Annotated in this window: 19 protein-coding genes; 17 read left to right on the top strand and 2 right to left on the bottom strand. The window is 39.0% G+C overall.

Annotated elements, in window-relative coordinates; translation table 11 throughout:
- Positions 1–328: 328 nt before the first annotated feature.
- The 17 genes from ACXYMT_RS13435 to rimO all read left to right on the top strand — a co-directional run bounded on the left by ACXYMT_RS13435 (position 329) and on the right by rimO (position 19937).
- Complete coding sequence (locus tag ACXYMT_RS13435) at positions 329–1291, top strand: hypothetical protein (protein WP_459059625.1); 963 nt, start codon at positions 329–331, stop codon at positions 1289–1291.
- A gap of 148 nt (positions 1292–1439) precedes the next feature.
- Entirely contained in the window at positions 1440–2309 is an 870-nt protein-coding gene (locus ACXYMT_RS13430; RefSeq protein ID WP_459059624.1) for a hypothetical protein, read from the top strand.
- Between the two features lie 251 nt (positions 2310–2560).
- On the top strand, positions 2561–3631 hold the full coding sequence (locus ACXYMT_RS13425; protein ID WP_459059623.1) for a hypothetical protein: 1071 nt from the start codon (positions 2561–2563) through the stop codon (positions 3629–3631).
- A 442-nt stretch (positions 3632–4073) separates the two neighbouring features.
- Positions 4074–4367 (top strand): type II toxin-antitoxin system HigB family toxin, encoded by a 294-nt coding sequence (locus ACXYMT_RS13420; protein ID WP_459059622.1) that lies wholly within the window; start codon positions 4074–4076, stop codon positions 4365–4367.
- Position 4368: 1 nt separating this feature from the next.
- Positions 4369–4725 carry a helix-turn-helix domain-containing protein gene (locus tag ACXYMT_RS13415; protein ID WP_459059621.1) on the top strand — a complete coding sequence of 119 codons (357 nt, stop codon included), beginning with the start codon at positions 4369–4371 and terminating at the stop codon, positions 4723–4725.
- Between the two features lie 229 nt (positions 4726–4954).
- A complete protein-coding gene (locus ACXYMT_RS13410) occupies positions 4955–5251 on the top strand; it encodes a type II toxin-antitoxin system HigB family toxin (RefSeq protein ID WP_459059620.1) in 297 nt (98 codons plus the stop codon).
- Between the two features lie 9 nt (positions 5252–5260).
- On the top strand, positions 5261–5629 hold the full coding sequence (locus ACXYMT_RS13405; protein WP_459059619.1) for a helix-turn-helix domain-containing protein: 369 nt from the start codon (positions 5261–5263) through the stop codon (positions 5627–5629).
- Between the two features lie 230 nt (positions 5630–5859).
- On the top strand, positions 5860–6525 hold the full coding sequence (locus ACXYMT_RS13400; protein ID WP_459059618.1) for a helix-turn-helix domain-containing protein: 666 nt from the start codon (positions 5860–5862) through the stop codon (positions 6523–6525).
- A gap of 189 nt (positions 6526–6714) precedes the next feature.
- Positions 6715–7794, top strand: coding sequence for a serine hydrolase domain-containing protein (locus ACXYMT_RS13395; RefSeq protein WP_459059617.1), 1080 nt, complete (start codon positions 6715–6717; stop codon positions 7792–7794).
- 193 nt (positions 7795–7987) lie between these two features.
- Positions 7988–8500 (top strand): hypothetical protein, encoded by a 513-nt coding sequence (locus ACXYMT_RS13390; RefSeq protein WP_459059616.1) that lies wholly within the window; start codon positions 7988–7990, stop codon positions 8498–8500.
- A gap of 155 nt (positions 8501–8655) precedes the next feature.
- A complete protein-coding gene (locus ACXYMT_RS13385) occupies positions 8656–9168 on the top strand; it encodes an AAA family ATPase (RefSeq protein ID WP_459059615.1) in 513 nt (170 codons plus the stop codon).
- Positions 9169–9645: 477 nt separating this feature from the next.
- The gene (locus tag ACXYMT_RS13380) at positions 9646–11007 is read left to right on the top strand and encodes a hypothetical protein (RefSeq protein ID WP_459059614.1); all 1362 of its coding nucleotides are present in this window, start codon (positions 9646–9648) and stop codon (positions 11005–11007) included.
- Positions 11008–11260: 253 nt separating this feature from the next.
- Complete coding sequence (locus ACXYMT_RS13375; RefSeq protein ID WP_459059613.1) at positions 11261–11956, top strand: SDR family NAD(P)-dependent oxidoreductase; 696 nt, start codon at positions 11261–11263, stop codon at positions 11954–11956.
- 251 nt (positions 11957–12207) lie between these two features.
- Entirely contained in the window at positions 12208–14055 is a 1848-nt protein-coding gene (locus ACXYMT_RS13370) for a cystathionine beta-synthase (RefSeq protein ID WP_459059612.1), read from the top strand.
- Between the two features lie 70 nt (positions 14056–14125).
- Positions 14126–17374 (top strand): S41 family peptidase, encoded by a 3249-nt coding sequence (locus tag ACXYMT_RS13365; RefSeq protein ID WP_459059611.1) that lies wholly within the window; start codon positions 14126–14128, stop codon positions 17372–17374.
- 69 nt (positions 17375–17443) lie between these two features.
- Entirely contained in the window at positions 17444–18295 is an 852-nt protein-coding gene (locus ACXYMT_RS13360) for an aminotransferase class IV (RefSeq protein WP_459059610.1), read from the top strand.
- Positions 18296–18581: 286 nt separating this feature from the next.
- Complete coding sequence (rimO, locus tag ACXYMT_RS13355) at positions 18582–19937, top strand: 30S ribosomal protein S12 methylthiotransferase RimO (protein ID WP_459059609.1); 1356 nt, start codon at positions 18582–18584, stop codon at positions 19935–19937.
- 324 nt (positions 19938–20261) lie between these two features.
- Here rimO and ACXYMT_RS13350 read toward each other — a convergent pair whose 3' ends face one another.
- Positions 20262–21320, bottom strand: coding sequence for a class I fructose-bisphosphate aldolase (locus ACXYMT_RS13350; protein ID WP_459059608.1), 1059 nt, complete (start codon positions 21318–21320; stop codon positions 20262–20264).
- Between the two features lie 100 nt (positions 21321–21420).
- Complete coding sequence (locus ACXYMT_RS13345) at positions 21421–22095, bottom strand: TIGR02117 family protein (protein WP_459059607.1); 675 nt, start codon at positions 22093–22095, stop codon at positions 21421–21423.
- Position 22096 lies beyond the last annotated feature (1 nt).

Genomic DNA, 22096 nt, shown 5'->3' with positions numbered 1-22096 from the left:
AATAAAGCGGACTTTCTCACTCAAAGCGGATAAAAATAATCGGACGCAAAAATGTCATTTTTGAGAGGGAAGAAATTTAAAGTTTAAATTAAAATGCAGCGGACTCTCACTGAGACCTGGAAAATAAGAAGTAGAACGGAGACTACTCTGGCGGCTCACTCAGGCGGGCGGCACATTGGGTAACACTGTATAAAAAAAATGCTCAAACCTGTGCCAAATCGAAAGTTCGTGCCCGCTTGCAACGCCTGATTGTCCTGCGGACAATCAAGCTCGCCAGCTCGCACTATTTTTTATACGGGACGTTGGGCACAATATTAACCTACTTTATATGAAGAATTTAATTATCGTATTTTTATTTATCTCAGTTTCTGCCTTGGGACAGGAGTTTAACCTTGATATTCACAACACTTCACTTTCCGAGTATTTAAGAATGGAAGCAAATTTGGGAAGCGAGAGAATTACCACTACTTCCAACCACGTTTCCTTTAGCGGAGATGCTCAACCTATTAAATTCTTGAGGAAAGAAAAAATCCTACCCGATTTAATAACTTACTATTTCTTTAAAGAAAAAGATTCAACGATGTCATCTATTCGTTACGAGTGGGACGTTTATAATTTTGAGAAACAACAAAATAACCAGAAATCAAAAGAATTTGAAAAGGCATTGATTGACAAGTACAAAAAATTAAAAGAAAATATTTCCAAAGATTACGGCCAACCAGAAGTTAAAAGGAATTATTCGAATATTAGTCGATTAGATTCTCTAAATACATTTGTTGAAAGTTCAACTTGGAAACCTAACGATACTACTGAAATCGAAATGTATGCTACAGTATCAAATTACTACGAAAACCGGGGATCTTCAGTAATAAATCCGACTCACCGAATAAGACTGTATGTTAAGAATCAATCAAAAGAAGAAAAGACATCTCCAAAATTAGACGAGAAAAAACTTTCTGAACTCGATGAAGTCAAAAATGATTTTTTCCAAGCATTAAGTTCTGGAGATTTGGAAAAATCCAGAGATTATTTATCAGACCTAATCAAGAATAATGTTACTGACGAGCAACTTAATATGTTGATTTCTAATTTAAAATTTGAACATGAAACAGAACTAATATTTAGTGGAGTTCAAATAGGTTTGAATGGAGGAGTATTTATTTCACTCCAGTACAAATATGCAGACGATAAATCGAGTCCACCGAGTGAAATGGTCAAATTAGTTTTTGATGATAAAGATAAGATCGCGGGGATTCAACCAATTCAGTTACAGAGCTCAGTTACTGATTAAAAATACTGTGCCCAACACTGTATAAAAAAAATGCTCAAACCTGTCTCAAATCGAAAGTCTGTGCGTACTTGCTGCGCCTGATTGTCCTGCGGACAATCAAGCTCGCCAGCTCGCACTATTTTTTATACGGGACGTTGGCAAACATTAAATGAAAGATAGAATTCCATATTTAGTTGAAATCTACCGTGCCTTTAAAAGTGATGATTTAAAATCTCGATTGAAGCAATTCGACCTACTCACAAATTCCCTCTTTACTTTAACTCAAAGTCTATTTGACAACAAAGTCAAAGTAGAATATCACCATGCGGAAATTGAAAATAAATTTTTTAGATATGGTATGGCTAATCACAGCATTAAAAAACTCTTAGAGGGAAATAAATTTTCAATTATTAGTAAGACGATTGAAATTACAGATTTATTCTCTCTTTATGCTTTAACACGGATGCAGATTGAAACATTTGCTATTATGTATTACCTGTTCTTTGATAAGGTGGAAACAGCAGAAAAAAATTTCAGATATAATCTTTATAAACTTCACGGACTACAAAAGCAATATAGCTTCCCAGTAAAATCTGAAAAAAATGAGGATAAAAAGACCGCAATTCAAAAGGAGATTTATTTAATAACAGAAAAAATCCAAAATTCTTCGAAGTTTAAAATTTCAACCGCTAAGCAGCAGAAAGAATTTTTATCTCCAAAATATCCAAAAACAGAATCCACAAAAGATATTTTAATCAAGAGCGGAATAGATTCGAATAGAATGAATGATATGTGGAGTTTATATTCTAATCATGCTCATGGAGAACATATAAGTGACCGCCAATACAATTATATTTACTTAAACAAGAAATCTACACTTGAGGAATCCATGACTGTATTATCCTTAAATACAATTCTTACTTCCACCCTTTGCAAACTAATTACTGATGAATTTGCGGGAGTAAAAAAGAAATACGAAGATCTTGATTTAGGAGATAAAGTTCAGATTGAAACTTGGAGCAACTTAAGGCAAAAATAAACGTTTGCCAACAGCGGTTATCAAAAATGGCTTTTTTGAGAGATAAATTTCTACATTTATTTCCATAGAAAAACCCGTTACGCCGGAAAATGAAGTCTTCCCTACACGCCACTTTTGTTAACCGGGAACGTTGTGAGCAAGCTTCGGATGAAGAAATCCAAATTTCAAGACATAGTTCCAATATTATTCTGTTATTGTATTAAATTTCTTATAATTTTAATATTTTCGCTACACAATTTTTATTTTATAAAATGATTTTCAAGCCTGACAGAGATAATCCCTATTCTAAAAAACTCAAAACACCTCATTATATTAAAATTTTTACTCCTCCTGATATTTGGAGTCATATTTACGGCCTTTCTTCTGCTCTTGGTTTCATTATAGCTATTCTAGCATTAATCTATAACTATATAAACCAATCACAAAATTCGGATTTTAATAGCTACAACTATATTCTAACCACACTAACAGTTTTAATAGCTGTTGTTCTCCTAATATTTCTTTTAAGTGTACTTTCTTTTAATCAGAGAATTAAAAGATTAAGCCAGATTCCAGCAAAATATTCATTTTATGAGCAAGAATTTATTAAAAATGATATCATCATTAATCAATTATGTGAATGCTCCCATATTGTAACCCATTATTTTAGGAACCTAGATTTTTCTCTTCAAGAAATAATTGATAAAGAAGAGTCTAAAATAACCGATAACGAATTAATCGATGTAATAAATAAATTCGACTATTTTTTAATCAATATTATTACAAATTTACAGTCGTACTTCAGTCAAATTACTGATGATAATTGCTCCTTGACCATAAAGCTTTTAAATTACAATGATGCTAGTTCGGCTGACGACGACATTTTTATAAAAACCTATTTCAGAGACCCGGTTAACTTTAAAAGAAGAAGAGAGACTGATAATTTGCATCCCAAATGTGCTGTTGAAGACAATACTGCATTTGCAATTATAATGGACCAAGCATATAAAAATATTTATTTTGCAGAAGATAATTTGACGGATCTATATAATAGACACATGTATAAAAATCCAAATCCTGAATGGCATAAATACTATAATAGTACCCTTGTTGTACCTATTTCAATTGTAACAGGAAAGAATGAAAGAATAATCCTTGGATTTCTTTCAGTAGATAATTTTAAGGGAGGTTTAGCGAATAATTCAAACAAAGAATATTTGTTTTTCATAGCAGATTTACTATATTTAGCATTCAATAAGTTTGACAGAATCATTAAATTCGCACAAACGAAAAACATTACAAATGAAAAGATCGACAGGTACTCGAATTGGAATCAGTGTTAATAAACGTTCCGCTGACAAAAAATTTCAAGTTAGAGATACAGTATTTAAAAAAGGATCTCTTTTAAATTCTAAAGTTGATTATTATACTTCAAATTCTAATTCTTTAGGGTATCGCGCTGATAAATAATCGGAATAATATAAATATTTTATCTAGGGTAGTTTACAATTAAGCTACCCTATTTTTTTTTAATTACTTAAAACTTATTTCCCACTCAAAAGATAAACTTCTAAAGAAGCCAGCTCACAACAACGGTTAACAAAAATGGCTTTTTTGAGAGATAATTTCCCACATTTATTTCCATTAGAAAAACCCGTTACGCCGGAAAGTGATTCCTTCCCTACACGCCACTTTCGTTAACCGGGACGTTAGCTCCAATATTTTATCAAGAAAATAGTTCCCAATTTGGGATTTTAATTTATCTTTGTTTTTAAATAATTTAATGTGAGAATTATTGCAAAACGAACCTTACGTGATTTTTGGACAAAACACGCTGATAGTGAACAACAATTAAAAGCCTGGTATAGAGAAACAGAAAAAACGGAATGGGAAAATATTAATGATCTAAAGAAAGATTATCCTAGTGCAAGTATTTTACAAGACAATCGAATTGTATTCAACGTTAAAGGAAACAATTACAGATTGATTGTAAAATTCAGTTTCGAATATCAGATCTGTTGGATCAGATTTATAGGAACACACGCAGAATATGATAAAATAGATGCAAACACAATTTGAGATGAAAATAAAACCAATAAGAAACGAACAAGATTATCAAAAAGCTCTAGAAAGACTTGAGGTGATTTTTGATGCAAAAAGAGGAACTGAAGAAGGAGACGAACTTGAAATATTATCAATTCTAATTGACAATTATGAAAATGAACATTTTCCAATTGGAATGCCAGATCCGATAGAAGCTATAAAATTTAGAATGGAACAAATGGGAATGAAACAAAAAGATTTAGCAGAGGTTTTCGGTTTCAAAAGTAGAGTAAGTGAAATTCTAAATAAGAAAAGGAAACTGACTTTAGAAATGGTAAGAAAATTAAATACTACGCTACATATTCCAACGGAAGTTTTGATCCAAGATTATTAATCGGAACAAAAATACTGGAGCTAAGAACGGCTCATCGCAAATAACGGGTAGTTTCTTGAAAACGGTTATTTTAGAGGCCAATTATTAAAAGAACTAATCCGACTAATCCGCATCCTTACTCCCGCAACTTGCGTTAACCGGGACATTATGTGCAATTTTTTTCATTAAGTTTCTGCTTAAAAGTTCTAAAATAGAGAACTTTGATTATCTTTGTTCTAGATTTTTTAGAGTGAAAAGAATAGTTTCAAAAAAGACATTAAAAGAATTCTGGGAAAAACATTCTGATTCAGAACAGTATTTAAAAACCTGGTATGAGACAGCTAAAACTTCCAAATGGAATTCTCCGAATGATATTAAAAAAACTTATATAAATTCCAGCATTTTAAAAGATAGTAGAGTAGTTTTCAACATTATGGGGAACTCATATAGATTGATCGTAAAATTTAATTACGAGCGACAATGGGCCTTCGTAAGATTTGTTGGAACACACGCAGAATATGATAAAATAGATGCTGACACAATTTAAACTAGAGTTATGAATATTAAACCTTTAAAAAACGAACAAGATTACGAGAAAGCTTTAGAAAGGCTTGAGGTAATATTTGATGCTCCAGCTAACTCTCAAGAAGGAGATGAAGCAGAAATTCTTTCAATGCTAATTGATAATTACGAAAATGAACATTATCCAATTGAAGCTCCAGATCCAATTGAAGCAATAAAGATCAGAATGGAAGAAATGAATCTCAAACAAAAAGATTTGGTTGGGATAATTGGGGGGAAAAGTAGAGTTTCAGAAATCCTGAATAAAAAGAAGAGATTGACTGTAGACATGATTAGAGAATTGGAAAGAATTCTACATATTTCTGCTTCTGTATTGGTAACTAATTACCAGTTGTCAAAGTAAAAAAAAATAGCACATAACATCGGTTAACGAGCAAATAGCAGACCGTTCGAAAAAGACATTTTTAACTACCTTTAAAAAGACAACTTAACCGACAAAATCCCGTTTCCCAGGTCCGCAACTTGCGTTACTCGGGACGTTGTAACCAATTGACGCAAAGATGACGTTAACTTGACGTAACACGTAAATATGTTTCCGATATAGATTTGCTTAAACAATAAATAACATTTAAAATGGAAACAAAAAAATTAGCAAAAAACTTAAAGAATTTAAGAGCAACTCGCGGAATGTCTCAAGAATATTTAGCAGACGAATCAAGAGTTAGTTTAAGAACTATTCAAAGAATAGAAAATAATGAATCGGAACCAACAGGCGAAACAATTAAAAGAATAGCAATTGCTTTAGACGTTGAATTGAGCGAATTAATTGGTTCAAATTCGGTTAGGGAAACAAACGATTTGAAAGCAACTATAATCTTTCTAAAAAAACAGCTTTCTCAAACCAATGAAAAATCGGAAATTAAAACGTTTGAAAAATTCATAAAACTTTTACAAAAATTAAAAGAAAAGGATTTAAGTACGGAACAGATGGAAGGAATTGAAAGTTACTTAAGATATTTGGAACTTGAAAAAATACCATCTTTTAGTAATGAAATTTACAAGAAAAAATTAGCCAAATTCAAGAAGTATTTAAAAAACAATTTAGGTTTTGTACCTGCAAATATCTACACAACTTGGATAGCAAGTATTGCAATTGCGTTTGCTACGGCTTTCTCTGTTCAGAGTGGTATTGATATTAGTATAAAAATCGGAGTGATTTCGATAGCATTTCTTCTAATTGGAATTGGAATTATAATGGATTTGAGAATGAAAAGCCAGGAACGAACTTTTAGTTTCTGAAAACAACTGGCCACAACAACGATTAACACAAAATGCTGCAGAGTAGTCAAAAATGGCATTTTTGAGTACCTTTAAATTTAGATGACTAATTGATTCCGAATTCCTAAGCCGCACCCTGTATTCTACAAAACGATGGGCATAATTTGTCACATTGAGATAATTTTATCGTCATTAGTTTTAAAAGCCAATATGAACAGATATCTAATTCTTATTATTACAGTTCTTTTATTAGTTAATTCTACTTACTCTCAAAATTCAAATGCCTTAGAAAAAATAGATCCCGGTAAAATAGGTTTCTCAAAAAAGAAATTAGATTCCCTGGGGATTTTTCTTGAAAAAGCTGGATCATCATCCTTAATGATCTTAGCTGATGGAAAGGAGGTTTATCAATGGGGAAATACAGATAAAAAGCTATTGGTCCATTCCATCAGAAAAGCGCTTTTAAATTCCTTATATGGCATATACATCGAGAATGGAACAATAGACACTACACTAACATTACAAGAGCTCGAGATAGATGATATTCAACCTGGATTAAGTGAAATAGAAAAATCAGCTACGATTGCCGACCTTTTAAAATCCCGATCTGGAATTTATCATAATGCAGCTGCTGTTGCGAAGAGTATGTTAGACAAAATGCCGGAAAGAGGAAGTCATAAACCGAATGAGGTATATTATTATAATAATTGGGATTTTAATACCCTTGGATTTATTTTAGAAAAGTTAACTGGAGAAGGCTTATATGATCTTTTCCATAGACACATAGCTCAACCATTAGGAATGAGTTATAATAATAATATTGTTACAGTTAAGGATCCAGACGATAATTGGGAAATACCTGATGTCGATGGCTTTTACCAGTATGAAACAAATAAATCCAGATATCCGGCTTATCATTTCAGATTGTCTGCCAAAGATCTGGCGTTATACGGGCAGCTTTATTTAAATAATGGAAAATGGAATGGAGAACAAATTATACCAGAAGAATGGATTGAAAGATCAACAAAACCATATTCTATAACTAATGAAAATTACGGAATTGGATATGGAATGCTTTGGAACGTTCTGGTTCCAAACGAAAATAGAAATACAAAATCCTATTTTCACACAGGCGTTGGTATTCATATGCTAGGGATATATCCAGAATCCAATTTGGTTTTGATACACAGGGTAAATACAGAAAAAGAATATAAGTTTCATCAAGGCAATTTTTATCAAATGATAGGAATGGTGTGGAACTCCAAGGAAGGTAGTAACAAGGAAAACTAAAACCAACATCTGTTCATCGCCAATAACGGGTAGTATGGTGAAAACTGGTATTCTCGAGACCAATTATTATAACTCTAAAAGACAATCCGGGTCCTTTCTCCGGCAATTTCCGTTAATCGGGAAGGTTAGAGGTAAGGTAAATAGAAACTTAGATAAGTAATATAACATTCATACAATCCAAGTTCAAAATGAAATGAAAATATTAGCCTTGATCTTTACAGCAACATTGACCATTACAGCATCAATTGCAAATGCTCAAGATTCAGAAACCGACATAGAAGCCCAAAAAGCTATTTCTCAATTAGAATTTATTGTGGGCGATTGGAAAGGCACGGGTTGGATGATGGGACGTGACGGACAAAAACACCCGTTCAATCAAACCGAAAATATTAAGTTTAAACTTGACAGTACTGCAATTTTAATTGAAGGACTTGGAAAATCTAATGAGATAATTACTCATAATGCAATGGCTATTGTCACGTACGACAAGAGTGAGAAGAATTACAACTTCCGTTCTTACTTATCAACCGGAAGAGGCGGGGATTTTAAAGCCGAATTGATTGACGGGAAATTTTATTGGTATCCGAATGAAAATATGAGGTATATCATTTCTCTGAACAACAAAGGACAATGGTATGAAACAGGCGAAATAAAGAGAGACAATGAGTGGGTTCAGTTTTTTGAAATGACTTTGGACAAACAATAAAATTCAACCGTTAACACTGGCTACAGCAAATGCAGGTTGAATGTTTAAAAGTCATGGAATTATGACTAAATGGAAATCGGTCTGGCAGACAAGAAAACGGCTTTAAGATACAGCACATGCCATTAGCCAGGGCCGTTGCACAATTGATAAAATAAATGATACATCTGATTGTTGGAAATACAGGTTCTGGGAAAACAACATATTCAACTGCCTTGAAAAAAGAAACAAACGGAATTATCTTTTCTATTGATAAATGGAATAAAACATTATTTCTGGATGACAAGAATCCTGGCGATGGATTGGAATGGTTTCTCGAAAGAATTGAAAGAGCCGAAAAAATGATAATGGAATTGATTCAACAGCTGGAAAATGCGAATACAGATTCTATACTGGACCTGGGACTTTCAAAGTTTGAACATCGGGAAAAATTTAGAAAGTTCGCAAAACTGCACCAATACGAATTAAAGATCCATTTTTTAGATATTTCTAGGCAAACCCGATTCGAAAGAGTAATGAAAAGAAATCATGAAGAAGGAGCTACATTCGAATTTGAGGTAACTAAAGAAAATTTCGAATTTATGGAAGATTGGTTTGAAGAACCAAACGAAGAAGAATTGGCTGGAGGCGTGATTATATCGGAAGAAAAAACGTGTGGCAACAATATATAGGAACAATGCTAAAACCTGTTTTGAAACGAAATTTCGTGTTCCCTTGCAACGCCTGATTGTCCTGCGGACAATTGAGATCGCCCGCTCGCACGTTTTTGCGGAAGCGGTTATTATAATTCCAGTGATACAGACTGAAATTTGGGAAATTATTTTTTCCGAAAAAAATCTTTGCTGCTTGTAATGCCTGCAAATTGTAGGGTATAATTACAAAATAACTATGCCCACACGTAAAAGACTTCTACTTGATCGAACAGGCTTATTATCTATCAGACTTAACAAAAGATTAAAATACAGATCAAAGATTTCTTGGTAAATTTAAGTTGTCTGGTGTCCAAACCGTTGATTTATAACTGTGTAAAAGCAGAACTAGCTCTCCGCCAATTTTTTTCAACGTCTTAGTAATAAGCTGCCAGGTATCTTTTCATCTCGTCCACTCGGATTGGAAGTAAAATTTGCAACCAGTTAAAATTCAGAATAATGATGAAACCAGTACATCTTTTCAGATCTATAATCTTTTTCATTTTAGCCTCTTGCGATGCTCAAGTTCCGGCAGGTAACCAACAGTCGGGATCCTATGACCTTAATGAGGCGGTAGAGATCGAGATGTTGGGCCGCACTGGTGAGACCATTCAATTCGGCGATTTTTTTAGCGACACAACTGTGGTCTGGTCAGGCAGGCGGGCAAGCAATGGGTGGGGGTTTGGCGATTTTCGTGTTACTCTGCCGGTAAATATCGAGGTAAAGGACTGCCAGGATCTCACTCTAAATATTGAGGACATCTTTGGTGATAACAAATTTACCTGGCAGCGCCTTAGATTGTTAAGCGCTCACGCACGTGGTGTTGGTGGCGAGTTCGAGGTGGATATGCCTGTAGTTATTCGGGTAACCAACAGCAGAGGCATTAAGATCGACCTGGAAGATATTTTTAGTGACAACTCCTTCACCTGGACGTTCAGTGCCCCGGGTAAAGCGAACAGATCGTTTAGCGCAGGTCCCTTCGACGGCGGGGTGGGAGGATCCCTCCGTTTGGCAATTTCGGTGACCATTGAGGTTTTTGACAGTAAAGACATTGGAATTGATGTGGAAGATGTTTTGTGCGATATGGATTTCACGTGGGATGCTGGCTCTAACAACTCGGCTTCCTTTATCGGCGGACCTATGAAGATCGAGGCACCCCTTACATTTCGGGTAGAGCGAAGTGACGGAGTAAGGATCAACCTTGAGGATACAGCAGGGGATATGATTCTTGACTGGACCGCCGGGGGTAGCGAAGTCATTGGCGGCCCAATAGTTTTTGACGTGCCCACGAACTTCATCGTGGTTAATAGCCGTGATGTGAACATCGATTTTGAGGATCAGGCCGGAGACAACATATTCAACTGGGTACTTGAAGGAGAGAGCCCTCTCCGGGCGGAGCTAAAAAGCACAGTGACTGCCAGTACCCCTGCCCATTTTAGCGTGACAGAAGACAGTAAGGGGGTGAAGATCAACAGTGAAGATTTTTTTAGTGATAACATTTTTGTATGGAAAGGTAATTTTGAAGAAGATGCCCGTGCCGGCTTAGATGGCTCCGTCTCGGTTGCAGCGTCTGCACTCTTTGAGGTGGATAATAGCCAGGATGTTAATATAGATGCGGAAGATGTCTACGGCGACAACATCTTTGCGTGGTGGCCGCCCAAAAAAGATCAGGCATCACCTCTTCCCGGTTCGGTTTCCGAAGTTTTCGGAGATGTCCAACGCAGGGTAATGGAAAGCGAAAAAGTAATTATAGAATTTGCGAACCTGAACAATGGCAACCAGTACCTCTGGGGGCCTGCACCGGAATGTGATGAATGTTGAATGAATACGCAATTTCGTGGATAAGAATCGGGATTTTTTTGCTTCTACGCAGCTTTGAAATCGACCAATTAAGTTTCATGGTCATTTCCGGAAAATAAACCCGAACCTTTGTAGAGGGATCAAAATCGGTCAACAGCATAGTTAAGAATTTTGAAAAATATATTCCTTCGCAGGCTCCCGCAGCATCCGTCTTAAAAATGTCATTTTTGACTACCTTTAAAAAAAACCGTTAAATGCAGCTAAAGACAGATCAATGAGAAATTATGTCATTATAGGAGGATCATCGGGGATTGGAAAAGAGTTAGTTAAAAAATTATCAGATCAAGGAAATAACATTTTTGCGACCTATCACCAACACGTAGTAGAAGAGAGTTCAGAAAATGTAAAATATCAAAAGTTTGATGTGCTGAATGATATGCTTGATCTAAGCGATCTTCCCGAAGAGATCCATGGCTTTGTGTACTGTCCCGGGAGTATAAACTTAAAACCCTTTCACCGTTTTAAAGAAGAAGATTTTATTGATGATTATAAACTTCAGGTGGTGGGGGCAACAAAGTTGCTACAGCAACTTTTGCCCAAACTAAAACAAAGTGGTGATTCTTCAATAGTCCTTTTCTCAACAGTTGCAGTCCAGAATGGCTTTAATTTTCATTCCCAGGTTGCAGCTTCAAAAGGAGCTATAGAGGGTTTAACCCGGGCATTAGCTGCTGAGTTTGCGCCAAAGATAAGAGTGAATGCCATCGCTCCTTCGCTTACCGATACACCAATGGCAGGAAAATTACTAAGCACTCCCGAAAAGGTGGAGGCGCAGTCCAGGCTTAACCCTATGAAAAGAGTTGGAAAGGCATCAGACCTGGCTTCAACTGCAGCCTTTCTGCTATCTTCTGAATCTTCATGGATTACGGGGCAGATCCTTCATGTAGATGGCGGATTTTCCTCTATAAAATAGAGTCTTGAGGCAACGGGGAGTTGTACCCATCTTTAGAGATCATAACTTTTTTATGAGATTAGAATCCCCTTTCAATTTTCTTTATCTGAAGCGTGTTGTATAAAAAGTGCAGATAATAATTGAGATTACCCTGTTCTCTCATGCCTTAACAATAGTTGTAGATTATAGCTGTATTAGGACAAAACCTCTCTATTTGCTTTTAAAATAGTGCTAAGAAATCTATATTCACGTCCTTTCAAAAATGAACAAACATGAACGAGAATAAAGTGCTGAATTATATTAAAGAAGTTTTGGAAAATATGCCACTTGACTGGCTGAAGCTCACTACCCACAGGTTGGATATCTACAATGAAGAATTGGCGAAAACTGAATTTCTGGAGCAGTTCGAGATCTTGTTCAGGGAGAACAATTCGAACCCATCGGCCCTTGCGGCTTTACCCACTGCATACGATTATATTCGTTTAGGTCATCCTCTTTCCACTGTACTGGAATGGAGCCTGGCGAATTTAAATGACCTGGATGCCAAAAGTGTGATAAGCTTTTCTTCCCGAACAGTTCCCGTCCTTGCAGTGCTGAGAAAGAATCTTTTCGAGAACAATAACACCCGAATTCTTTACACGGGAGAATTACCCGCTGCCTTTGATGCTGAAGCAGTAAGAAGCGTCTATGGGTATAATTTTGAATTAGAACAAGTTGAAGGTGTTGATGAAGTCTCGGAATATGACGGAACTACCATCTTTATTTCAGAGGATCAGAATTTTGGTAAAGTTGAACTGAACAGGAATATTGACTTTTTTATCAGCACTCATGCGCAGCTTGGAAGTGTTTTACTGGTGAATGGAGAAGCAAATAAAAGCTACATCGGAGAGATTCAGCATGTGCGTAGAAGAGAAACTATCGCAATGACTCCGGCGAATTGTTTTTCTGCTTTACAAATGTTGACCGGCCAGATTTCCGAAGTTGAAAGAAAAGGAGATGTTGAGGCAAATAAGAAGAGCGTACGGAATTCTATAAAAGACATCACTGCTACAGCTACCAAGCCTCTGCTTGGTTCCTCGGGACTTTCTGTTCAATATGCGATCATGATGGGCCTCATTGATGATGCGGTCGAACAACACAAAGGAAAAGATATCAGGATCATTGTGCCTCCCAACTGTTATGGGGGAACGAATGACCAGGCAAGACGGGTTGCTGCCTGTGTGGATAATGTGGAGATAATGGACCTGCTTGTGGACGGGGATAATGATATGGTGCAGAGTATCGATCAGGTTCTGGAACGGGTCGCAAAGGAAGACGCCGTGCCTTATATCATTGCTGAAATTCCTACCAATCCTCGGGTTGAGGTTCCCGATCTTGAGCAGTTAAGGGCTGTTTTAAGTGCAAAAAGGAAAACTACAGATGGAAAAGATGCTATAGATCCTGTTTTTATACTGGATCAGACTTTCTGCCCCAATGTGCAATTTCTAAGCGAGGACGGGATACTCTCCTCCATCAGGACAATTTCATACGTCAGCGGATCAAAATTCCCCAGTGGTGGAAGATGTACAGCCGGCTATTGTGTGGCCAATAATAAAGCTGCCGACCTGATGCCGAAAATAGAAAGGCACCTGCAGCTTTGCGACAATGAAGCTACAGATCTTCAGGTTGAAATTTTAGCTGAACAATTGCCTTCCATGAATCAGCGTATCGCGGAAGCCTATAAGAACACTCGTGAGTTCGTGAATTTCATCAGGGAAACCTTACCGGAAGCAAAGATCAATTTTGTATCGGAAGAACTTGCTCAACAAGGTTTTACTCCCTCTGTATTTTCACTTGATCTACCGACTAAAGGCAGTACAGATGAGGAAAGAGAAGCTTACAAAAGAAAACTAAACCAAAAATTGATCGACATGATGATTGGGGAGATCCCGAATGAGAGTAAGTACTGTGTAAGCTATGGCCAATTAAAGGGATGTTACTGGACCATTCCTGCAACCTCAACCCAGGGAACGACCAAAGAAAGTGATAAAGATTACATTGCGCGTGTTTCTTTGTCTCCCGACCTGGATCTTGAGAAACATAAAAATGTGTTCAGGGAATTTGTGAAGCAGATAAAATAGCCGGCGCTGTTCAGGTTATGAAGAAATTACTCCATTTTTTTATATTTAGGTTTTCCAAAAATTTACATTCATGAAAAGATTTTTCCTGGCAATTTTCATTGCCATTTTTTCAGTTTCTATGTCGGCACAGGAGGAAGCGCGCTGGTTGCGCTACCCCAGCATTTCGCCAGATGGTAATACAATAATCTTTAGCTACATGGGCAACCTTTACCGGGTGGCACAAAATGGCGGAACAGCCGTACCACTTACAACAGGTGATGCTTATGATGGTTGGCCGGTTTGGAGCAATGACGGCAAAACCATTGCCTTTGCCAGTGACCGCTATGGTAATTTTGATGTTTTTAGCATGCCTGCTACAGGAGGTGCTCCTGTGAGGCTTACCTATAACAGTACAGATGACCTACCTTATGATTTCACTGCAGATGATACAAAAGTGCTTTTTGGCAGTGGTCGAAATGCACCGGCAGAAAGTGTGAGGTTCCCAAGTCCGGGGCTTTTTAAGAATATGTATACCATTCCGGTAAAGGGAGGTAGACCAATTCTGCTTACTGCAGCAGGAGCCGATAATGCGAACTTCAGCAACGACGGAACCAAATTGGTTTTCGAGGACAGGAAAGGTTACGAAGATGCCTTAAGAAAACACCACACTTCTTCAGTCACCAGGGATATCTGGTTGTATGATATCAGCGAAAATACTTATGATCAACTCAGCAGTTTTGAGGGGGAGAATCGGGAACCTGCTTTTAGTGCAGATGCTTCCGCAGTATTCTACCTCAATGAAAAGAGCGGGACGCAAAACCTTTATAAAATGCCACTTTCGGGAGGTGCTGAAGAACAGCTGACAGAGTTTGAGGATTTCCCCGTAAGGCACTTGACGATTTCAGATGATAATACACTTGCCTTTACCTGGAAAGGAGATATCTATACCCTCACCCCCGGTGAAGCTGCTCAAAAGGTGGAGGTGATGGTAATGAGTGATTCTGGCTATGAAGCCGTGAAGAATATGGATATAAGCTCGGTCACCGAATTTGCAGTTTCTCCAAACAACAAGGAGATCGCCTTTGTGAACAGGGGAGAGGTCTTCGTTACCGGAGTGGATGATTCCCGTACGAAAAGGGTGACCAACACGCCCGAGCAGGAAAGGATGATAAGCTGGAGTGAAGATGGTAAGACCTTGCTATTTTCAGGAGAAAGAGACGGCAGCTGGAATGTCTATAAAGTGACACTTTCCCGCCCCGAAGAAGAATACTTTTACGCTTCTACCGTGCTGAATTCTGAACCTGTTATCGCTACTGAAGCTGAAGAATTTCAGCCAAAATATTCACCTGACGGAAAAAAGATCGCCTTTATTGAAGAAAGAAATATCCTGAAGGTGCTTGATCTGGTTTCCAAAAATAAAACCACGGTTTTTCCTTCCGGCAGGAACTTCTCCTACAGTGACGGCGACTGGTCTTACCAGTGGAGCCCCGATAGCAGATGGTTGCTGGTCGATGATCAAAAAGGCTATTTTGCAAGGAACAATGTGGCACTTATAAAAGCAGACGGATCGGGAGAGATCTTCCATCCTGTAAATAGCGGCTTTGGTGAATCCAATGCAAAGTGGGCGATGGATGGAAAAATGATGACCTATGAAAGCAGTAAGGAGGGTAGAAAATCCCTTGCGCTGCAAGGTAGTAGAGAAGTGGATATCTACGGAGTTTTCTTTGACCAGGAAGCTTATGATAAATATGTGCTAAGCAAAGAAGAATTTGAGTTGCTTACGGCCAAAGAGAAAAAGGAAAAAGAAGAGGAAGAAAAGAAAGCAAAGGAAGAGGAGGATAAAAAGTCTAAAAAGAAGAAGGATAAAGCTGAAGATAAGAAACTACTTAAGCTGGATCTTGAAAATCTCGAATACCGCAAGGAGAAGTTGACCATCAATAGTTCGAGCATTAGCGATTATGTGCTCAACAAAGATGGCAGCAAGGTATATTACCTGGCTTCTTTTGAGAAAGGTTATGACCTGTGGGTAACCGAGCCGCGTACCAGAGAGACCAAGATCCTTGCTAAAATGGGAGGTTCGCCTAGCGGAATTGAAATTAGTGAGGATGATGAAAGTATCTTTTTAAGTAACAACGGAAAGCTGGTAAAAGTGGATGCTGAGAGTGGCGAAGTTAAAAATATAGCTATTGCAGGAGATATGATGGTCGATGCCGAAGCTGAAAGAAAATATATGTTCGACCACATGTGGAGGCAGGTAAAGAAGAAATTCTACGATCCCAACCTTCATGGGGTGGATTGGGAAATGTACAGGGAAGAATATTCAAAGTTCCTGCCTTACATCAATAACAACTACGATTATCAGCAGTTGTTAAGCGAGTTGCTTGGGGAACTAAATGCTTCTCATACCGGTGGCAGATACCGGCCCGAGAACAACGGTTTACAAACAGCAGCTTTAGGTCTTCTTTTCGATGAGAAGTATAGCGGAGAGGGAATAAAGATTTCTGAAATTCTTGCAGGTGGACCTTTAGATAAAGCTAAGTCCAGAGTTAAGGCGGGAGATGTAATAGTGAAGATCAACGGGGAGGAAATTGCAGCCAATGAGAACTGGAACAAGTACCTGCTCGGGCTTAACGACAAGAACACATTGTTAACCATCAAGAGAGGCAATTCCACTTTTGATGAAAAAGTACAGCCATTCTCTCCGGGAGAGGAAAGTCAGTTAATGTACAGGAGATGGGTGAATATGATGGAAGAAATGGTCGACTCCCTTAGTGGCGGAGAGCTGGGTTATCTTCACATTCGCGGAATGAATGACAGCAGCTTTAGAGATGTTTATGAGAGTGCCCTCGGAAAGAACATTGATAAGAAAGCATTGGTAGTCGATACAAGGTTCAACGGCGGCGGATGGTTACATGATGACCTGAACACCTTCCTAAGCGGAAAGGAATACCTGAAATTCGCACCTCAGGGCAATGTCGTCAAAGGTGGAGAGCCTATGGCTCGCTGGACTAAACCGAGTATTGTAGTGATGGGAGAAGGCAACTACAGTGACGCTTTTATCTTCCCTTATGTCTACAAACAGAATGACCTCGGAAAACTGGTTGGAATGCCGGTCCCGGGTACCGGAACCGCAGTATGGTGGGAGCGACAAATAGATCCAACTATCGTCTTCGGAATTCCTATGGTAGCCACGATTGGTGCAGAAGGAAGACCAACCGAGAATCTGCAGCTGGAACCGGATATCATGGTGCCGCTTCCTTACAATGATTTTCTCAATGGCGAGGATCCACAGATAGAGACAGCCGTGCGGGAATTACAGGCACAGGTTAACCAGGAATAAATCGTGCCTGGTCAAGAGAATTTTGAAAAGCCTTCCGTAAATTTCGGAAGGCTTTTTTATTTTACCGAAATGAACCCATATCCCTCCGAAGTTTATTTGAACGGCCAATGGATGCCACCACAGGAAGCTACAGTTTCCGTTTTTGACCGCGCCTTTATGTTTGGAGACGGGATCTACGAGGTGACGCCCTTTTACCGCGGAAAACCATTTAGACTGCAGGATCATTTAGATCGGGTGAAATACTGTTTGGGAGAAATAAAAATTCCCTTCGATTTTGCCATTTTAGAGCCTCTAATGTTTGAAGCTCTCTCCCGCGCCGGACTTACTGATAAAGACGCGGCAGTTTACATGCAGGTCTCCCGGGGTGCCGCTCCCCGCACACATCATTTTCCTGATGATCCTAATCCTACTGTGTTAATGTATGCCTTTCCTGTACAGCTGGAGAATTTTCAGGAGAAACGCTGGAAGGTTTTGGTTTCCGAAGATTTCAGGTGGCAGAGGTGTGACATCAAATCCACTGCGCTTCTGGCCAATACTATGTCCAATGAAGAAGCTATTGCAGGAGGTTATGATGAAAACCTATTGATTCGTGATGAGTACTTTACTGAAGGTTCTCATTCTACTGCATTTTTTGTTACAGCTGGTACTGTCTATACCCATCCCGAAGGTCCCCTTATCCTCTCGGGTATCACCCGAAAAGTAGTACTTGAAATCTGCCGGGATCTTGAAATAACCTATAAAGAAGAAGCTTTTTTTATTGACCGGATTTCTGAAGTTGATGAAGTTTTTCTTACCGGCACTACTACCCAGATTACGGTTGTTGAATCCCTTTCTTCAGAAGGAAAGGAGATCTTCAGATCCCAAAAAGGGGAAATCACGGCAAGACTTCAGGAGGAGTTTTATAAAAGAACGAGAGGTTGACCTGCGGCAATTTTCCAGCACCAAATCCCAGGTGCCAAATTCCAGGCACCAGATTTCATCAGCCTCCTTCTGGTATCCGGTGGCTGATCTTTCAGATTTGGCTCTGCAAAAAACTTTCCCTTCAAACCATAAAAGGCTGATTCTTAAAAACTACAAGCTTAAGCTGTTAGATGATACATTTCTCAAATTTGATTGTATCTTTGCAGCCCTTTTAGAAATCTTTCTTTTTGAAACCTCACAGGTTTCGGAAACCTGTGAGGTTTTTAAATTATAGATAAGTAAGTGTATGAGAACAAAGTCGTTAAAGAAGAACAGGATCAATGTGGTCACTCTTGGGTGTAGCAAGAATGTCTATGACAGTGAAGTCTTGATGGGGCAGCTTAAGGCCAACAATAAGGATGTGGTGCATGAACAGGAGGGAAATATTGTTGTGATCAACACCTGTGGCTTCATTGACAACGCAAAAGAACAGTCGGTAAATACCATTTTAGAGTATGTAGAGCTGAAGGAGCAGGGCGAGGTGGACAAGGTTTTTGTTACCGGATGTCTCAGCGAGCGCTACAAACCTGATCTTGTTAAGGAGATCCCGGATGTTGATCAATACTTCGGAACTACCGAACTTCCTGAACTTCTCGCCGCACTTGAAGCCGACTATAAGCATGAACTGGTAGGGGAGCGATTAACGACTACTCCAAAGAATTATGCTTACCTGAAAATAGCCGAAGGTTGTGACAGGCCGTGTTCGTTTTGTGCAATTCCGCTAATGCGTGGAAAACACAGGTCCACCCCTATAGAAAACCTGGTGGAGGAAGCCAAAAAGCTTGCTGCACAGGGCGTGAAGGAACTTATTCTTATCGCGCAGGATCTAACCTATTACGGACTAGACCTCTATAAAAAGAGAAATTTAGCCGAACTTCTTGAGAACCTGGTGAAGGTGGAAGGAATTGAATGGATCAGGCTACATTATGCTTTTCCAACCGGTTTTCCTATGGATGTACTGGACCTTATGAAGCGCGAACCTAAGATATGTAACTACCTCGATATTCCGTTGCAGCATATTTCAGATGATCTGCTGAAGTCCATGCGCCGCGGAACCACACATGAAAAAACCACGAATTTGCTGAAGGAATTCCGAAACAGGGTGCCGGAAATGGCAATTAGAACTACTCTTATTGTAGGTTATCCGGGTGAAACTGAAGCTCATTTCGAAGAGCTGAAGCAGTGGGTAAAGGAAATGCGTTTTGAACGTCTTGGATGTTTTACTTATTCTCATGAAGAGAATACCCATGCTTACAATCTCGAAGATGATGTGCCGGAGGAAGTGAAACAGGAAAGAGCGAATGAGATCATGGAAATTCAGTCGCAGATCTCCTGGGAACTTAATCAGCAGAAAATAGGAAAAACCTTTAGAGTTGTTATTGACAGAAAAGAAGGGGAGAACTATGTGGGTAGAACAGAGCATGATTCCCCCGATGTTGATAACGAGGTACATATCGATGCGACAAAGATCTACCTTAAGACCGGGGACTTTTACGACGTCATAATCACAGATGCCGCCGATTTTGACCTTTTTGGAGAGCCTGTGAATGCAAATGTTGAAAAGCCGAAGCGTAAGGAGCTGTTTAAAATGAGTGGTCAGTAATCGGTGATCAGTGATCAGATAAAATTTCTAAACCTCACAGGTTTTCAAAACCTGTGAGGTTTTTTTATACTCCCTGGTGACCTTGAATCTATTTCAGGGTTTTGTTCCGAAAAGTTAGAGATGCTGAAACAAGTTCAGCCTGACATGGGCCGTCACCCTGATTTCATTTCAAAGTTGTGTTTGTGGAACTCATAGATGCTGAAACAAGTTCAGCATGACGTGAGCCGTCACTCTGGAACTATTTCAGGTTCTAAACCTGGACCATCATTTTCATATTATCAGACCTACAAGGTTTTGAAAACCTTGCAGGTCCATCAATACTACCTAAGCCAGGTCAATTTCTTTCGTTAAATAGACTTCCTGTACGCTTTGAAGGATCTCGATACCGTCCTTTAATGGTCGCTGGAAAGCTTTTCGCCCCATGATAAGTCCGCAGCCGCCGGCGCGTTTGTTAATGACTGCAGTTTTAACTGCAGCTTTGAAATCTGAATCTCCTTCAGAACCCCCACCGGAGTTGATGAGCCCGATCTTGCCCATATAACAGTTCGCTACCTGCAGGCGGCAAAGGTCAATAGGATGATCTGTAGCCAGACTTTCATACATTTCTTTCGAATGTTTGGCAAAGTCTATGTCCTGGAATCCATAGTTGGTTTCCGGAAGCTTTTGTTTGATGACATCGGCTTTTATGGTCACGCCAATGTGATTGGCCTGCCCGGTAAGATCGGCGGCGGTGTGGTAATCCTTTCCGTCTTTTTTAAAAGCTGAATTTCGGGTGTAGCACCACAGAATGGTGGCCATTCCAAGCTGATGGGCTTCTTCAAAGGCTGCTGCTACTTCCTGGATTTGCCTTGTGCTCTCTTCACTTCCGAAGTAAATTGTTGCGCCAATAGCTGTTGCACCCATGTCCCATGCTTCACGCACACTTCCGAAGGGAATTTGATCATATTTATTGGGATAGGTCATTAGCTCATTGTGGTTGATCTTTACCACAAAAGGAATTTTGTGAGCGTATTTACGTGCGTGTAAAGCGAGACCACCAAAAGTAGATGCGACGCCGTTACAGCCGGCTTCGATAGCCAGTTTGATGATATTTTCGGGATCAAAATAATCTTTGTTCTTATAAAAAGATGCTGCTGCGCTGTGCTCAATACCCTGGTCTACCGGCAAGATGTTGAGGTAACCGGTTCCGCCAAGCGCTCCATGGTTGTAGAGCTGTGCCAGACTTTTTAGAACCTGTGGATTGCGGTCACTTTCAGTAAAATTTTCAACGGTCTCAGGACCGGGTTTTGTGAGTCTTTCCTTCGGAATCTTCTCGCTCTTGTATTCTAATAGAGATTCTGCTTCATCTCCCAGAAGCTCGGTTATCTTTTTTATGTTACTCATAGCAAAAAGTGTTGTTTGGTTGATTTCTAAACGTATAAAGCTGAAGTTAAGATTTTTAGCTAAAAACCTTAAACAGCAGCTTCTTAAAATATGTATAAAATCAATGATATTTATAGAAGATCCCTTCGTCGAAAGGAGTCCATAAACAAGCGGGAAGTCCGGCTTCTTTTAACCCGTTGTTGACCCAGGTGTTGCAGGTATAAAAAGAGTTGAGAGATCTTTTTGCATAGAAGAAGGCGTCGTTTCTGTTGTAGTGTAGATTGGAAACAGGTTTGACATTGCCGGAGAAATCTTTTTGGAAGCTCCATCTCACATATTCCACCAGCCGTTGGTACTCGTCTTCACTCACTTTTATGGGAACAGTAGGTTGATCAAATCTGGGAACTGTTTCAAATTCCACATGCATGGCCGAAGGAGTGGGAAGAAATACCGCCTGCATGGCGGTGGGGAAGGTAAGGTCACTCCATTCGGGCGTGTTCTGGTAAAATTCAAGATCGCCCCAGCCAAAGGAAATGTACTGGTAATTTCCCCTTTTTGAGATGGTATATGAAGAATCGATCATTTGTTCCCAATTCACAATTTCATTTTTTACCGGAAAGACAAAATCTGTATGCACCCCGTTCGTCCGTAAATAGATCGTAATATCTCCGCCCGGCTCTCTATCTGTGTTCACAGGAATGGCTGAACCTATCAAGGCTGCCACAAAATAGAGCAACATAAGGAGCAGGAAAGCCAGGAGGCCTTTAGCAAAGAATTTAATTACCCTTACGATCATC

It is taken from the genome of Salinimicrobium sp. CAU 1759 (assembly GCF_054482715.1).
The sequence above is the reverse complement of the archived record's forward strand: the minus strand, read 5'-3'. Positions and strand labels throughout refer to the sequence as shown.

Excerpts from the sequence above, each read along its gene's own strand:
- ACXYMT_RS13385 (WP_459059615.1), top strand. The coding sequence starts at position 8,656 with ATGATACATCTGATTGTTGGAAATACAGGTTCTGGGAAAACAACATAT.
- ACXYMT_RS13365 (WP_459059611.1), top strand. The coding sequence starts at position 14,126 with ATGAAAAGATTTTTCCTGGCAATTTTCATTGCCATTTTTTCAGTTTCT.
- ACXYMT_RS13370 (WP_459059612.1), top strand. The coding sequence starts at position 12,208 with ATGAACGAGAATAAAGTGCTGAATTATATTAAAGAAGTTTTGGAAAAT.
- ACXYMT_RS13390 (WP_459059616.1), top strand. The coding sequence starts at position 7,988 with ATGAAAATATTAGCCTTGATCTTTACAGCAACATTGACCATTACAGCA.
- ACXYMT_RS13350 (WP_459059608.1), bottom strand. The coding sequence starts at position 21,320 with ATGAGTAACATAAAAAAGATAACCGAGCTTCTGGGAGATGAAGCAGAA.
- ACXYMT_RS13400 (WP_459059618.1), top strand. The coding sequence starts at position 5,860 with ATGGAAACAAAAAAATTAGCAAAAAACTTAAAGAATTTAAGAGCAACT.
- ACXYMT_RS13415 (WP_459059621.1), top strand. The coding sequence starts at position 4,369 with ATGAAAATAAAACCAATAAGAAACGAACAAGATTATCAAAAAGCTCTA.
- ACXYMT_RS13405 (WP_459059619.1), top strand. The coding sequence starts at position 5,261 with ATGAATATTAAACCTTTAAAAAACGAACAAGATTACGAGAAAGCTTTA.
- ACXYMT_RS13375 (WP_459059613.1), top strand. The coding sequence starts at position 11,261 with ATGAGAAATTATGTCATTATAGGAGGATCATCGGGGATTGGAAAAGAG.
- ACXYMT_RS13395 (WP_459059617.1), top strand. The coding sequence starts at position 6,715 with ATGAACAGATATCTAATTCTTATTATTACAGTTCTTTTATTAGTTAAT.
- rimO (WP_459059609.1), top strand. The coding sequence starts at position 18,582 with ATGAGAACAAAGTCGTTAAAGAAGAACAGGATCAATGTGGTCACTCTT.
- ACXYMT_RS13360 (WP_459059610.1), top strand. The coding sequence starts at position 17,444 with ATGAACCCATATCCCTCCGAAGTTTATTTGAACGGCCAATGGATGCCA.
- ACXYMT_RS13345 (WP_459059607.1), bottom strand. The coding sequence starts at position 22,095 with ATGATCGTAAGGGTAATTAAATTCTTTGCTAAAGGCCTCCTGGCTTTC.
- ACXYMT_RS13435 (WP_459059625.1), top strand. The coding sequence starts at position 329 with ATGAAGAATTTAATTATCGTATTTTTATTTATCTCAGTTTCTGCCTTG.
- ACXYMT_RS13380 (WP_459059614.1), top strand. The coding sequence starts at position 9,646 with ATGATGAAACCAGTACATCTTTTCAGATCTATAATCTTTTTCATTTTA.
- ACXYMT_RS13425 (WP_459059623.1), top strand. The coding sequence starts at position 2,561 with ATGATTTTCAAGCCTGACAGAGATAATCCCTATTCTAAAAAACTCAAA.
- ACXYMT_RS13430 (WP_459059624.1), top strand. The coding sequence starts at position 1,440 with ATGAAAGATAGAATTCCATATTTAGTTGAAATCTACCGTGCCTTTAAA.